This window comes from Chryseobacterium sp. CS3K3.1 (genome assembly GCF_059515165.1).
Map to the genome: position 1 here is coordinate 174,232 of NZ_JCAKRV010000005.1, position 14,259 is coordinate 188,490.

Sequence of the window (14,259 nt, forward strand, 5' to 3'; positions counted from 1 at the left end):
TGTGATTAAAAGCTAATGCAATGACAGATCAAAAAAATCAATTTCCTCAACTTTTTTTAAGACTGGCTCTCGCCGTTACAATGCTTTCTGCGGTGGCAGACCGGTTCGGATGGTGGAGTAAAGAAAATTCTTCATGGGGAAACATGGAGCGTTTTAAAGAATACACAAGACAGCTTACCTTTTTTCTTCCGGAAGCTTTAAGTACGGTTTCAGCGTATACTGCAACCTTTTTAGAAATTCTTTTTCCTTTGATGCTCATTTTTGGATTTAAAACAAAATTTGCAGCCTATGGAAGCAGTGCACTGCTGTTAATTTTTGCCATCTCTATGACCATTGCATCAGGTCCGAAAGCCCCACTAAACTATTCTGTATGGGTGGGAAGTGCAGCTGCTCTTTTACTGGCGGTACAGCAGCATTATTCTTTAAGTATAGATCAATTAACCAAAAAATAATACATATTATGAGCGCAAGATTAAATATTGCAACAGTAGATTCAGCAGCTTACAAAGCAATGATGGGATTAGAAGCATACTTACAGACCACTTCTTTAACCCATATTCAGAAGGAATTAATTAAAATCAGGGCCTCACAGATCAATAAATGTGCGTTCTGCCTTGATATGCACACCAAAGATGCCATCAAATACGGTGAAAATCCTCAAAGAATCTTTATTCTGAACGGATGGACAGAGGCAAAAGAATTTTTCACTGAAGAAGAGCAGGTACTTTTGGCAATGACTGAGGAAATTACACTGATCAGTCAAAACGGATTAACAGAAGAAACTTTCCAGAAGGCGAAAAAATTCTTTGATGATCACCAGATCGCTCAGATCATTATGGCGATTATTACCATCAATGTCTGGAACAGAATTGCAGTGAGCACGCATATTCCAATTGCAAAATAACGGAGTCAGGAAGTTGGGTGATGGAAGATGGAAGTTGATGAAGACTGCGTAATTACGGATGTTTACTTTTTATAAAAACGGCCTTTCAAAAACTGAAAGGCCGTTTTAATGTAAAATTCAAAGTGGCAATGTTACACAGTTTGGGTATTAATTCTAAAATAAATTCTTTGGTTCATTTTATTTTTTAAACCGGAATTACATTATCTCCCCGTTTCTCGGATATAAAAATTGTTTGAATTTTATCCAACCACAAAGGTCACAAAAGGTTTTATTTTAGAACACTTGAGCTCACTTAAGTAAGTATAAAATGATACTGCAGAAAAGTTCACACAAGATGAAAATCAAAGATTTTCACAAAACTTAGGTGTACTTATTATGCATAAGACCTGGTTCTGAAAAAACTTAAGTGTTTAAAACTTTTGTGCCTTTTGTGGTTAAAGCAATGAATATAAAAGTTTAAATAGCCTCATACTGTAAACATTTAATTTAATAAATAGCTACAGGATTCACATTCACCTGAGTAGAACCTACATATAAAGGCTGTCCCAGCACAAATAGAAATTCCCAGATTTTTTGTTTCACCAATGGACGGCTGTCAATCAGCTCCAGGTTATAAATTCCTTTTTTAGCCAGCATAAACTGGTTGATGGGAAATTCTTCCTTACTTTTCGGGTTAGGATAGACTTCGGAAGCCCAGGTGTCGCCGCCAAAAGCTACGATTCCCTGATCGGCAAGCCATTTTGCGGCATCCATACCGATTCCGGGTTCTGTTTCCAGAAATTGCTGATTGTTTTTACCGATCAATTCAAGCCATCCGGTATTGAAAAGAACAATATCACCTTTTCTCAGGGCAAGGCCTTGTTTCTTTAAAACAGATCTGATGTCTTCTACAGTAAATTCTGTTCCTCCGGGTACAATAGATTTTCCGTAATGAGCTGTCATATCAAGCACGACACCGCGGGTAACGAAAGGAGGTACTTTTTCAACACCCAGTTTTTTTACGCCTTCTACGGTTACGAAATCTGTTGCCTTGTTTCCGTTATAGTAAGTGTTGTCAATACCAATGTGTCCGATACCGTTCAGTTGTGTTCCAACTCCGGTCCATCCGTTCACCAGTTCGTCATTGAAAGTAAATTTATTAGGGCCAATACTTTTTCCGCCCTGTTCTCCGGGCTGGATATTGTATAAATTAAAACTTCTGTGTCTGAAAGCAGGCAGGTTTTTATCAATAGGAACGGCAAGCGCTAAGGTTTTACCTTGTTTTACAAGTCCCAGAGCCTGTTTTACAACTTCCGGTGTTAACAGATTGGCTGCTCCGATCTCATCTTTCGAACCGTAAGCCGAAGGATACCATGATTGATCTTCCGGATTGACAAGTGTCTGTGCCTTTAAACTAATGTTGTTGATAGTCAATAGAGTGGCTAACCCGAACATTTTGATCAGATTATTTTTCATTTTTATAAGGATTGAGGTTAAAAGAAAGGAAGCTGGAAGAGGGAAGTTATTGTCGTCGGATAATCAATGCAATTTAACTTCAATCGTCATTCCGACTTAGGAGGAATCTCTTTTGTTATATGCAGAATAGTGCAATAGAAACTTAATATAGCTTCCAACTTCCATCCTCCATCTTCCTGCCTTTACATTAAATTTCGCTTAAAGCAGAATTGATGAAGTTCAATTCTTCCTGTGAAAGGTCAATAGACATTGCCTTTGCGTTTTCGATGGCTTGGTGTGCATTTCTTGCTCCTGCCAATACTACTGTAATTGCAGGTTGCAGTGTTGTCCATCTTAATACCAGCTGAGAAAGGCTTGCACCTTTTTCCTGAGCAATAGGCTCAATTTTTTCTAAGAAAGTTTTTACCTTAGTCAGATCAAACTGAGAGAAATATCCGTTTCTGTGGTCGTTATCTTTCAATTGGGTTTCCTTGAAATATTTACCGGTTAAAAGACCTCTTTCCATCGGACTGTACACGATAATTCCAGAATTGTTTTCCAAAGAATACGGAACAAGATCATTTTCGATTGCACGGTTCAGCATGCTGTAAGAAACCTGGTTGCTGGCAAGCTTTAAAGTCCTGTTAGCTTCTTCCATCTGAGCCACACTGTAGTTGCTTACTCCTGCAGCACGAATTTTCCCCTGCTGGATCAATAGTTCCATAGCTTCCATGGTTTCGCAGATAGGCGTAGTGCTGTCCGGCCAGTGAAGCTGTAAAAGGTCGATATAATCTGTACCTAATCTTTTTAAACTCTCTTCAACTTCTTTGATGATGTTTTCTTTTGAAGCCAGCTTATAAACCGGAAGAGTTTTTCCTTCGTCTTCTGCATCAAAGAAAAATTCTCCTTTTCCGTTATTGCTTCCGTCCCATACCAATCCGAATTTTGTCAAAAGCTGGATTTTTGAACGGTCCTTTCCTTTGATCGCTTCACCGATCATTTCTTCACTCAGTCCGAAACCATAGAATGGAGCTGTGTCGATAGAAGTTACACCATGATCTAATGATGCGTGAATAGAATTGATAGAATCCTGTTTTTCATTACCGCCCCACATATTTCCGCCGATAGCAAAAGCACCGTGTGTGATGGTTGATAATTCCAAATCGATGTTTCCTAATTTTCTATATTCCATTTTGTTTGTTTAAAAATTGTTGTTGTGTTAAACCACTCCGTCAAAAATTCTTTGAATTTTCGCCACCCCTCCGGAGGAGAGGAATTCTAGCCGTTCCAGTAGTGACCCTTTTAAGAACTTTTCGGATTTAAAAAGAACTTAAGTGTTCTTCTCTGTATTCTGAATAGCATCTTTTTTTACTTAAGTGTCTGAAAACTGTTGTGACTTTGTGGTTAAAAATTGTCTGTTATTTATTTAATTCTTTTACGATAGCTTCTCCAACGCTTTTTGCAGACTGTGGATTCTGTCCTGTGATCACTCTCTGATCGGTTACCACATGATTCTGCCAAAGTCCTGATTTTTCAAATTTTGCTCCTCTTTCTTTCAGTTTATCTTCCAGTAAGAAAGGAACAATGTTGGTTAATTTTACTTCAGATTCCTCTTCATTGGTAAAAGCATTGATTTTCTTACCGTCTACAAGATATTTCCCGTTATTCAATTTGATATTTACCAAACCTGCAGGGCCATGACATATAGCGGCTACAATTCCTCCGTTTTCATAAATCTTGGAAGCGATATCTGACAGTTCTTTATTGTCTGCAAAATCCCACATTGCTCCGTGTCCTCCTGCATAAAAGATGGTTGAGTATTCTTTTGGATTCACCTGTGACGGAGTCATTGAGTGATCAATCTTGTTTTTATATTCCTTGTTCTCCCAGAATTCTTTGTTGACAGGATCTTTCAAATCGAAGCCGTCTACAGGAGGAGTTCCGCCTTTCGGACTTACAAAGTCTATTTCATATCCTGCCTTGTGAAGAACTTCCCACGGATGAGAAACTTCACCCAGATAATATCCTGTATCTTCACCTGTACTGCCTTTTTTGTCATGACTGGTAACGACGAATAATATTTTCTTTTTCATATTCTTTGATTTTTTGGTTTGTGCCTGTACGAATCCTATCGTAAAGACCGCAAGCATTAAAAACGCTAATTTTTTCATTGTTAAATAAGGTTGGTGGTATAAATCTGTGGTTTTTCCTGAAGTTTCTCCTCAACCAAAGCTCCGAAAGCCTGGATATAAGGCTGCTGATTGTGCTGATCCAGTCCTTCTTTACTTTTCCAGATTTCATAGAAAACAAATTCATTTTTGTCTTCAATTCCCTGGTGAAGGCTGTAAAGCTCGCAAGCTTCTTCTTTTCTTGTTTCTTTTACCATATTCTGAAGAACTTCCAGTACTTCTGCCTGATGTTCCTTCTTGGATTTTATAATGGCTGTAAGATGAATTTTCATAATTAAATAAAATTTTCAATAGAGTTATAGATAGGTTTCCAATCCAGTTCTGCTTTGGCTTTATCTGAACTGCATCTGCTGTTGGATGCAAAACCGAAATAACCTCCTGCAGGACCAAATCTGTCAACCGCATCCTGTATGCTTAATGATTTAGCTGATTGTAAGTTATATTTTTTACTGATATTTTCTGCAATGTTTTTCAGAGAAGATGAACCGTTTTCTGCATAATAGATAGAGCCTCCTTTTGCTTTTTCCAATGCGAGTACATACAGGTCTGCGAGATCTTCAATATGTAAATTGGACCAGATATTTTCGCCTTCACCAAAATATACTCCATGTCCTTTCTCCTTAGAAAAGTTGATAAGAGCCGGAACCTGAATGCTGTCTTTTTTAATTCCTAAACCTTCTCCGTAAACCATGGTAGGAACAATTACAATACTTCGTATGCCTTTGCTGGCAGATTGCAGAACGTAATTGTTGATCAATACCCTTGATGCCATTTCCAGTCTTGGCTGCAAAGGGAAATCTTCTCTGAAGATAAAGTCACTTTTTTGGCCATTCTCCTTTCCTCCAAAAATGGCAGACCCTGAAGTGAATATAAACGTTTTCTGACTTCCTTCCAGTGCTTTGATAAAGTTATCTGCTGCATACGCATCATCTGCTGAATCTGCGTTATGGATCACAGCATCAATATCAGAAACCGCTGTTCTGATAAGATCTTCATCATGAATATTTCCCACAATGGTTTTGATTCCTAATGACTCCAGTTCCTGTACATGGGTTTCATTACGAACCAGTCCTGTCACTTCATAATTCCTGTCAAGGAGTTTTTTTGCGATAGTTCCGCCTATATAGCCGGTAATACCTGTGATCAGTATTTTTTTCATGATACCAGTTCAGGTTTTAATTCTTTTTCAAAAACATTTCTCACATGTTCTCTGTAAAGCTTCATATCGCGTTCAATATTGGCGTTTTTCTCCACATCGTGGAAGTGGAAGCTCTCCATTTTTTCCATAGAAACAAAGGCATTCATTCTGTGGAACCCAAATAAAGGACCTTCGTCCACGCTTTTTTCATTAAAGAATTCTCCGGGAAGAGTGAAAGCAGTTGCAGGAGCATTCCAGCTTGTTGTTAACATATATTTTCTCCCTCCAAGCATTCCTCCTGTACCATAGTTGATTTCCGGATTCTCAGCCTTTCTTCCGTCGCTCATATAAATTCCTTTTGCATGACCGGCAGTGAAGACTTCGTCAATATATTTTTTCAATCCGTTCGGAAGCTGGAACCACCAGATAGGAGTGTGGTAAATGATGTAATCTGCCCAGACAAACTTCTGCACTTCTTCATGTTTGTCATAATTTTCACTTACATTGGTTATCTTTACTTCTACATTTTCAAATTCTTTAAGAACGGCTAATGTATTGTCTGCGATAGTCTGATTATATTTTCCTCCGGAATGTCCGAAATTCTGTCCTCCGTTGATGATTAGTACTTTTTTCATTTTTTTATGATTGTTTAAATTTTACTCTGCAAAGTTATAACGGATGTATGTATAATAAAAATAATATAAATTATAGAATGTTATTATTTTTATGATAGTTTGTTTTTTTGATTCGGGTTATGAGGTTCGGGTTGCGGGTTATGGGTTATGGGTTATGGGTTATGGGTTTCGAGGTTATTTTAACCAGCAGCTAATCTTTCACTATTGACTTTGCGCAACACAATTGAGGATTGACAATTTCCCATTTCATGGTAAAATATCATACCATCTCTGAACCGGAATTATTTTCCGACAGGTAAATTTGTCTAACAAATTGAAGGACAATGATACAGATAGCTGTTTTTAGTGATGTGCATGGAAATCTTCCTGCACTGGAAGTGGTGTTAAAGGATATTGAGCAGAGGGGAATAAGCCAGAAATTCTGCCTGGGAGATCTGGTAGATTTTGCGCCCTGGGGAAATGAAGTAATAGAAAAAATAAGAAGTCTAAACATTCCCTGTCTGATGGGAAACCATGATGAAAGAATTGCCTTTGATATTCCTGTTGTTCCTTTATCCAAACATTCTGAAGAAGAGACGAATGCCAGATTCATTGCGATAGATCATTCTAAAAAACATACTACAGAATCAAACAAAAAATTTCTTTCCGGGTTGCCTTTTCATTTAAAATTAAATTACAAAACAGGTAAAAAGCACTGGAACATCCAGCTGGTTCATTCCAGTCTTCAAAGCAATGATACTTATTTGTATGAATCAGAAAATGATGAGGTTTTCACATCAATGCTGAAGAACGCGAATGCTCATCTCATAGTGATGGGGCACACTCATTTATCATTTAAAAAACAGTATGAAAATAATACATGGGCCGTAAATTGCGGTTCTGTAGGCCGCTCCAAAGAAGAAAACAGACTGGCTTCTTATCTGATACTGACTTTGGATGAAGAAAAACTCACCCCTGAAATTATACAGCTGCCTTATCCGATTGATGAGACTGTCCGCCAGATACATGAAAGCGGGATTCCGGATTATTATGCTTCGTTTCTGAAGAATGAAAACGTATTAATATTATAATTATTTTGTAACTTTGCATTATAATATTAATAATTAAGTCATGGTTAATTTAGAATGGTATCGTACTTTTAAGGCGATCTATAAAACCGGGACATTGACGGGTGCAGCGGATGCCTTATTCATATCACAGCCGGGAGTAAGCCTTCACTTGAGTTCACTGGAAGCTTATGTAGGATACAAGCTGTTTGACAGGACCGGTAGAAAAATGATCCCGACAGAGCGTGGTAAAGTATTGTTTAATGCAGTTGCTGAACCACTCACTAAGCTGGAAGATGTAGAAAAGAATTTTCAGAAGTCCACAGAGAAACATACGCCTACCATCAGTGTAGGGATGTGTTTTGAAACTTTTCAGACTACTCTGGAGCAATATGTTTCTTCATTACCTTTTAATCTGATCATCAGTTTTGGAGAATATCCTGAAATGCTGGATCAATTGGATAAAGGAATTCTCGATCTTATCATCACTCCTAAAAAAGGGTCTTCACCCAATATCGAGCATGAAGCCTTCTCTTCGGAACAAATTATTCTGGTTGGGGGGAAAGATGTAGATAAAGCAGCTTTCAATAAAGTGTTGAAAACAAAAGATGCAGAGCAGATTGAAGAGTGGCTGAAGAATGAAAAATGGTACGGAACCACGGGAGATATGGAACACCTTTTCCAGTTCTGGACCTTAAATTTTGGTCATAAACCGAATTTCCGTCCCAATTATATCGTTCCCAACCTGAATTCAATTATCCGCTGTCTGAAGGGAGGAACAGGACTCGCCGTTGTACCAGATTTTTTATGCAGAAATGATATCGAAAGCGGTGAAGTACAGCTGATCTGGGAAGGAAAAAAGAAACTGGAAAACACACTGTATTTCGGATGTCGTAAGAAAACCAATTACCAGACTGAAATAGAGCATATTAAAGGTTTATTCCGCCAGGTGATGGCTTAAGACAACCATATCGCGCATCTGTAAATCATTTTCATAGATTGGATCAGGATAATTTTTAATAAAAAAGTCTTTCAGCATTCCACTTCTGATGAATCCGTTTTTCTCATAAAATCTGATCTGTTGGAATCCCGTATCCGAGGTTCCGACAGTCAGTATTTTATAGTGGTTTTCTTTGGCAATTTCTTTAGCCTTGTTCATCAGGATACTTCCGATTCCTTTGCTTCTGTGGCTTTCAATGACAGCGACATTTTTTATTTCCAGTTCGGTATCACTTTTTCTGTACAATGCCATCACTGCAATGTTTTCAGTACCGCTATGCAAAAGATAAATATCGGAATTGAAAATATATTGATTAATCGCTTCCTTGGTTTCATCCGCCAATAACAGGAGATGATAGGGAATTTCCGAATCGGAATTTAATTGATGAAAAGTGAAATCTTCCATTACAGACTCATATGAATAAGTGGATAATCTTTTCCTGAACCATCTTTTTCAGATCTTCCGACTTTTTTGAAACCCATTTTTTCATAAAAACCGATAGCCTGAGGGTTTTGTTCATTGACATCTACTTTCGTCAGTCCGGTTTTTTCTTTCATAAACTGATAGAGTTTTTTTCCATAACCTTTTCCACGCGTGTCATTATGAATAAAAAGCATTTCCAGATTACCTTCTGCTACGGAAGCAAATCCTTTAGTTTCATGATCTTCAGTAATTAAATAGACTTCCAGATGAGGAAGATAGTCTCTTGGAATGACTTCTTTAAAATAATTGAAATCCTCTTCAGCAAGAAAATCGTGAGTTGCTTTTACTGCTGATTCCCATATTTCCATAATTCTCGGATAATCCTCTGCTGTAGCCAATCTGATATGTTGTGCCATGATTTTAAATTTTAAGCAAAAATAGGGAAAATAGAGGGGAGATGCGAGGAGAAGGGTGAATTTTGAGGCTAGAGGCTGGAAGATGGGTGATGGAAGTTAGAAGTGTGCACGATTGGTTTTATCGACCACTTATTCCCCTTCTCTGAAGGGGTGGATTTTTGCAAAGCAAAAAGACGGGGTAGTTAAAAATTCGGTATATAATGTTTTGGTTAACGCAAAGACGCAAGAAATCTTTCTAAAGACGTAATAGATAAGACGCAAAGATTTTATCTTCGATAAAATTGATTAATCAAAATAAACAACTTTACACCTTTACATTTTCTAACCTATTCTGGGGCTAATAAAATACCTTTCTTAGAAGAAAAACAGTAAAAATGGTAGGCAGAATTTTCAATTTTTTATTGCAAATTTGTTTATCACTTTATATTAATCATTAAAATAAAGATTTATGCAAAAGAAAACCTATACAGGACAACCTGTGGTAACATTAAATAACGGAGTGGATATTCCGGCCTTAGGATTTGGAGTATGGCAGATGGAAGATCTGAAAGAATGTGAAAATGCAGTAATCAAAGCTATTCAGACAGGATATAGAATGATCGATACCGCTGCTATTTATCAGAATGAAACTGCAGTAGGTACAGCCGTAAAAAATAGTGGTGTAAACAGAGACGAACTGTTTATCACCTCCAAAGTATGGGTTCAGGATCATGGATACGAAAAGGCGAAAAGCGCTTTTCAGAGAACATTGGACAGATTACAGATGGATTATCTTGATATGTATCTTATCCACTGGCCGTATGGAGATTTTCTGGAAACATGGAAAGCTTTGGAAGAGCTTTATCAGGAGGGGAAGATCAAAGCAATTGGAGTATGTAATTTTACCGTCGAAAAACTTGAAGAATTAAAAGTAAATTCAACTGTTTTACCGGTTATCAATCAGATTGAGCTGCATCCTGTATTTCAGCAGAAAGAACTGCAGGTGTATGACAGAGAAAATAATATCATCACACAGCCATGGAGCCCGCTGGGAAATGGTAACGCTAATCTTTTAAGCAATCCTGAACTGAAAGCTATTGCCGAAAAATATGGTAAAACAGTAGCTCAGGTAATCTTGAGATGGCACCTTCAGGAAGGTTTCGTTGTGATTCCAAAATCTGTGACACCATCAAGAATTGAAGAAAACTTTAACGTATTTGATTTTGAGCTGACAGAAGATGAAATGAATGTTGTCCGTTCTTTAGATACTGGAAAAAGATTGTTCTTTGATCCTAAAGATCCTGAATGGGAACAAAAAATGCTAAATTCTGTAGCAGATATTTAATAAAAATAAAGAATCAAAATATTCCCGCAGTTTTCACTAGTTCAGATTACGATCTGTGGCATCCGTGTGATCTGTGGGAATTGTATTTTCATTCAGGGTGAGGAATATCATATCCTGTTGAAAATGAGGTGTTCTTATTTTTTGTACCTTTTAATTAAAATAATTTTTTATGTTCTGGCCCGATGCAATCAGTAAAAAACTAGGAATACAATATCCTCTTATTCAGGCTCCGATGTTTGGGGTAAGTACTGTACAAATGGCTGTTGCCGCTGCAAAAGCAGGCTGTCTGGGATCACTGGCACTGGCTGATCTTTCGGCACACCAGTCTGTGGAATTGATCAGGGAAACAAAAAAACTGACTGATAAGCCGTTTGCTGCCAATATATTTGTCCATCACATTCCTGAAGTGACGGACGATTTAAAAGAAAAATATAGCAAAACCAAGCAGTTTATTGAAGAACTGGCCAAAAACAATAGTATTGAAGTACACCTTCCGGATCTTGAAGAAATCAGTGTCAACAGCTATCATGAACAGGTTGATGCCATTATTGAAGAAGGATGTAAAATTGTAAGCTTTACATTCGGAAATCTTGATGATAAAAGTATTCAGAAATTACATGAAAACGGAGTGACTCTTATCGGAACCTGTACTTCTGTGAAGGAAGCTTTGTTGCTTGAAAAATCCGGTATTGATATTATTTGTGTTCAGGGAATAGAAGCTGGTGGCCACAGAGGTAGTTTTGAAGCTGAAAACATTCCTCAGATCGGAGGATTATCTTTATTGTCACAGATCTACGATCACGTAAATGTTTCTTTGATCTATGCGGGAGGAATTTATGGAGCAAAAACATTACAAGCCGTTAAAGACTTAGGTGCCCAGGGTTTTCAGGTGGGTAATCTTTTGCTGGCTTCTCAGGAAAGTGCTCTTTTGCCTTTTGAAAAAGAAAGATTGAAAAGGGTAAAAGAAGAAGAAATTATTCTCACGAAGAGCTTTTCCGGGCGGTATGCAAGAGGATTGAAAAACAAATTTATAGAAACGGTTGAAAATTCAGAATATATTTTACCATATCCTTATCAGAACAAACTGACCAATGCCTTACGAAAAGCAGCTAAAGCTCTGCAAAATCCAGAGTTTACAGGAATCTGGGCGGGACAGTCCATTCACCGGTACAGCGAACAGTCTACAGAGGAAATTTTAAAGAAACTGATCAAAGAATGTGAAATGTAGATCCATATGTTTTCCATTGGCTGGTAATTTTCTATTTTCGTGAAATATAAAAACTAAAACCAGCCAATATATCCATGAAATATTCAGAAGGAATTCAGAGATCACTTCCATTCGGATATCTTTTTCTCGTCATAATGGGAATACTAAAAGAAAGTGTATTCTACTATCAGATCAATATCAATATTCTCAAGTATTCAACAATCATGGACATTCTGATAAGTCCGATTGCTACTTTAACAGCTCATCCTATTATATTGATTGCCCTGATTGGGGTTGTTGTATTTTCATTTGCTTTTCCCTCTTTTTTATCAAAACAAGCCAATAAAAATAAACGTTGGGCCATCTCTCAAAGAACATGAAAACATGAGTAAAGAAGCTATTGAGAATCATTTTACCAATATGTTTGTGAGATTTCTTGCCATGATGTTATTGTCTTTCTTTGTAGGAATAGGATGGGGGGAAGGTCTTGGGCTCACCAGGAAGATCAAGGATAATAAGCTTAAATATGACTATAAATTAAACTATGATAATGAAAGCTCTGAACAGGTACATCTGATAGGATCCAACAGTATGTATTATATTTATCTGGCCAAAGGAAATAAAACGATAAAAATAGCACCGGTAGGGTCCATAAAAAGTATTGAACTTACCAATAATAAAAAGTTGATTGATTAAAACTAAACTACCATAAAAAAAGCTTCAGAAATATAATCTGAAGCTTTTGTATTTATTTTGTTAGATCGAGGCCTCCAAAATTTCCGGAACTCATCATGAGATAAACACCATCTGTTTTATCCAATGTATTCCAGTAGGCATGAAGATCTTCAGCATTGGTGAAAACCCTTAATTTTTCATTTCTGAATTTTTCTTTGATAAATTCAGGAGAGATAGGTTCCATTCTCTTGATCTTCAAGGCATCTTCAGAATAGAAAACTACAGCCTCCTCTAGGCCGTCCATTGCATGATCATATTGCTCAAGGAAAGCCGGATTCAGACTGGAATACGTATGAAGTTCCAGGAATCCGTATTTCTTATTATTTTTAAATTGCTCAGCAAAAGCTTTTACAGCAGCCTTTACCTTACTTGGTGCATGGGCAAAATCTTTGTAAAGGATTCCCTTATCTTCTCTTTCCACTTTTTCAAGACGTTTGGATGCTCCTTTGAAGCTCATGATTGCCTCATAGAAATCTTCATCCATAATTCCCAACTGCTGGCAGATATGTCTTGCTCCTTCAAGGTTCAGCAGGTTGTGTGCTCCAAAAACAGAAAGCGGAACATCTCCCATTTCAGTTTTTAAATATACTTTACCATTATTGATTTCGTATTCAGGAGTTTTGTAAGGGATTTTTCTGAAATAATTTTCAGCATTTTCCACTACTTTCACTACTTCCGGATCTTCTTCATTATACACAAGAACTCCGCCTGCCGTAATGCTTGCTACAAACTTTCTGAACTGCTCGATATAATCATCAAATGTTTTGAATACATTGATATGATCCCATGCAATGCCGCTCATTAAAGCGATATTCGGCTGATACAGTAAAAATTTCGAACGAAGATCAATAGGAGAGGAAAGATATTCGTCACCTTCCAGTACCATGAAATCATTATCCTGAGTCAGTTTTACCATACAGTCGAAACCTTCAAGCTGTGCACCTACCATGAAGTCCACATCTTTCTGATGGAAATTCAAAACGTGGAGAATCATTGACGTAATGGTTGTTTTACCATGTGATCCTGCAATAACAACTCTTGTCTTGTTTTTAGACTGTTCGTACAGGAATTCAGGGTAAGAATATATTTTCAGGCCCAGTTCTTTTGCTCTTGCCAGCTCAGGATTATCCTGGTGGGCATGCATCCCGAGAATAACAGCATCAATATCCGGAGTAATCTTTTCCGGGAACCAGCCCATTTCCTGAGGCAGAATTCCTTTCTTTTCCAAACGGGTTTTTGAAGGCTCAAAAATAGCATCATCAGAACCTGTTACCTGATATCCTTTGTCTTTTAATGCGATGGCGAGATTATGCATGGCGCTTCCGCCAATGGCAATGAAGTGGGTTTTCAATTGTATTTACTGTTTTTTAACATTAATATTAATGATCTGCTGGAAAGCTTCAAGAATATTGTTCCAGTTGGTCTGATAATTCGGAATGATCATACTCGCATCCGATTTACTACCTTCATTGGGACCTTTCTTGACATTGATGGACGTTGAAATATTGTCGTACAATTTTTTACGGTCTTCCTGTATTCTTCTGAAATTATTCTGAGAAAGAACCTGATCCAGTTTCTTTAAATCTTCATCTGAAATTTTAAAATCCTGTTTATATTTTTTTCCCTGGCCTTCAAAAGAGTAGTGTACATTATTCCCTTTGATCAGAAGATTTTCATATACAGGAGCAAAGCCTCCGCTTTTCGAATAACTGATATCAAAATCCGAATATACTTTCTGGCTGTTGCATGAAACTAATACTATGATTGCGAATAATATTCCAAGTATTTTTTTCATAATTTTTCTATTT

At 37.3% G+C, this 14,259-nt stretch carries 18 protein-coding genes; 8 read left to right on the forward strand and 10 right to left on the reverse strand.

The annotated features are described in order from the left end of the window. Positions 1-20 precede the first annotated feature (20 nt). Both AC5YGI_RS07140 and AC5YGI_RS07145 read left to right on the forward strand, forming a co-directional pair. Entirely contained in the window at positions 21-452 is a 432-nt protein-coding gene (locus AC5YGI_RS07140) for a DoxX family membrane protein (protein ID WP_330745432.1), read from the forward strand. Positions 453-460: 8 nt separating this feature from the next. Continuing rightward, entirely contained in the window at positions 461-904 is a 444-nt protein-coding gene (locus AC5YGI_RS07145; protein WP_496167882.1) for a carboxymuconolactone decarboxylase family protein, read from the forward strand. A 486-nt stretch (positions 905-1,390) separates the two neighbouring features. On the opposite strand, the gene AC5YGI_RS07150 is transcribed toward AC5YGI_RS07145, so the two are convergent. The 6 genes from AC5YGI_RS07150 to AC5YGI_RS07175 all read right to left on the reverse strand — a co-directional run bounded on the left by AC5YGI_RS07150 (position 1,391) and on the right by AC5YGI_RS07175 (position 6,300). Then, positions 1,391-2,359, reverse strand: coding sequence for a cyclase family protein (locus AC5YGI_RS07150; RefSeq protein WP_496167883.1), 969 nt, complete (start codon positions 2,357-2,359; stop codon positions 1,391-1,393). A gap of 187 nt (positions 2,360-2,546) precedes the next feature. Beyond that, positions 2,547-3,530: an aldo/keto reductase gene (locus tag AC5YGI_RS07155; protein WP_496167884.1), complete on the reverse strand. Its 984-nt coding sequence runs from the start codon at positions 3,528-3,530 to the stop codon at positions 2,547-2,549. A gap of 226 nt (positions 3,531-3,756) precedes the next feature. Beyond that, on the reverse strand, positions 3,757-4,509 hold the full coding sequence (locus tag AC5YGI_RS07160; RefSeq protein WP_496167886.1) for a type 1 glutamine amidotransferase domain-containing protein: 753 nt from the start codon (positions 4,507-4,509) through the stop codon (positions 3,757-3,759). 2 nt (positions 4,510-4,511) lie between these two features. Beyond that, a complete protein-coding gene (locus tag AC5YGI_RS07165) occupies positions 4,512-4,799 on the reverse strand; it encodes a putative quinol monooxygenase (protein ID WP_454512114.1) in 288 nt (95 codons plus the stop codon). A 2-nt stretch (positions 4,800-4,801) separates the two neighbouring features. Next, complete coding sequence (locus AC5YGI_RS07170) at positions 4,802-5,686, reverse strand: NAD-dependent epimerase/dehydratase family protein (RefSeq protein WP_330745437.1); 885 nt, start codon at positions 5,684-5,686, stop codon at positions 4,802-4,804. Then, positions 5,683-6,300, reverse strand: a complete 618-nt coding sequence (locus AC5YGI_RS07175) for an NAD(P)H-dependent oxidoreductase (protein ID WP_496167887.1) — start codon at positions 6,298-6,300, stop codon at positions 5,683-5,685. Before AC5YGI_RS07175 ends, AC5YGI_RS07170 begins: the two co-directional genes overlap by 4 nt. A 323-nt stretch (positions 6,301-6,623) precedes the next feature. Between AC5YGI_RS07175 and AC5YGI_RS07180 the strand changes: the two genes are divergently transcribed. Next, entirely contained in the window at positions 6,624-7,370 is a 747-nt protein-coding gene (locus AC5YGI_RS07180) for a metallophosphoesterase family protein (protein ID WP_496167888.1), read from the forward strand. Positions 7,371-7,410: 40 nt separating this feature from the next. Next, the gene (locus AC5YGI_RS07185; protein ID WP_110010919.1) at positions 7,411-8,307 is read left to right on the forward strand and encodes a LysR family transcriptional regulator; all 897 of its coding nucleotides are present in this window, start codon (positions 7,411-7,413) and stop codon (positions 8,305-8,307) included. On the opposite strand, the gene AC5YGI_RS07190 is transcribed toward AC5YGI_RS07185, so the two are convergent. Together AC5YGI_RS07190 and AC5YGI_RS07195 are read right to left on the reverse strand one after the other, a co-directional pair. Beyond that, entirely contained in the window at positions 8,284-8,751 is a 468-nt protein-coding gene (locus tag AC5YGI_RS07190) for a GNAT family N-acetyltransferase (protein ID WP_496167889.1), read from the reverse strand. The genes AC5YGI_RS07185 and AC5YGI_RS07190 overlap by 24 nt on opposite strands. After that, positions 8,751-9,185: a GNAT family N-acetyltransferase gene (locus tag AC5YGI_RS07195; protein WP_330745440.1), complete on the reverse strand. Its 435-nt coding sequence runs from the start codon at positions 9,183-9,185 to the stop codon at positions 8,751-8,753. The genes AC5YGI_RS07190 and AC5YGI_RS07195 overlap by 1 nt, the downstream gene beginning before the upstream one ends. Before the next feature lie 448 nt (positions 9,186-9,633). Here AC5YGI_RS07195 and AC5YGI_RS07200 point away from each other — a divergent pair, with 448 nt between their 5' ends. The 4 genes from AC5YGI_RS07200 to AC5YGI_RS07215 all read left to right on the forward strand — a co-directional run bounded on the left by AC5YGI_RS07200 (position 9,634) and on the right by AC5YGI_RS07215 (position 12,412). Further along, positions 9,634-10,509 carry an aldo/keto reductase gene (locus tag AC5YGI_RS07200; RefSeq protein ID WP_496167890.1) on the forward strand — a complete coding sequence of 292 codons (876 nt, stop codon included), beginning with the start codon at positions 9,634-9,636 and terminating at the stop codon, positions 10,507-10,509. A gap of 169 nt (positions 10,510-10,678) precedes the next feature. Next, on the forward strand, positions 10,679-11,737 hold the full coding sequence (locus tag AC5YGI_RS07205; RefSeq protein ID WP_496167891.1) for an NAD(P)H-dependent flavin oxidoreductase: 1,059 nt from the start codon (positions 10,679-10,681) through the stop codon (positions 11,735-11,737). Positions 11,738-11,811: 74 nt separating this feature from the next. Beyond that, entirely contained in the window at positions 11,812-12,096 is a 285-nt protein-coding gene (locus AC5YGI_RS07210; protein WP_496167892.1) for a hypothetical protein, read from the forward strand. 4 nt (positions 12,097-12,100) lie between these two features. Continuing rightward, positions 12,101-12,412 (forward strand): hypothetical protein, encoded by a 312-nt coding sequence (locus AC5YGI_RS07215; RefSeq protein ID WP_496167893.1) that lies wholly within the window; start codon positions 12,101-12,103, stop codon positions 12,410-12,412. A 52-nt stretch (positions 12,413-12,464) separates the two neighbouring features. Here the strand turns inward: AC5YGI_RS07215 and AC5YGI_RS07220 are convergent, their stop codons facing one another. Both AC5YGI_RS07220 and AC5YGI_RS07225 read right to left on the reverse strand, forming a co-directional pair. After that, entirely contained in the window at positions 12,465-13,802 is a 1,338-nt protein-coding gene (locus AC5YGI_RS07220) for a UDP-N-acetylmuramate--L-alanine ligase (protein WP_330745443.1), read from the reverse strand. A 6-nt stretch (positions 13,803-13,808) separates the two neighbouring features. Continuing rightward, positions 13,809-14,246, reverse strand: coding sequence for a hypothetical protein (locus tag AC5YGI_RS07225; RefSeq protein WP_227943618.1), 438 nt, complete (start codon positions 14,244-14,246; stop codon positions 13,809-13,811). Between the last annotated feature and the right edge of the window lie 13 nt (positions 14,247-14,259).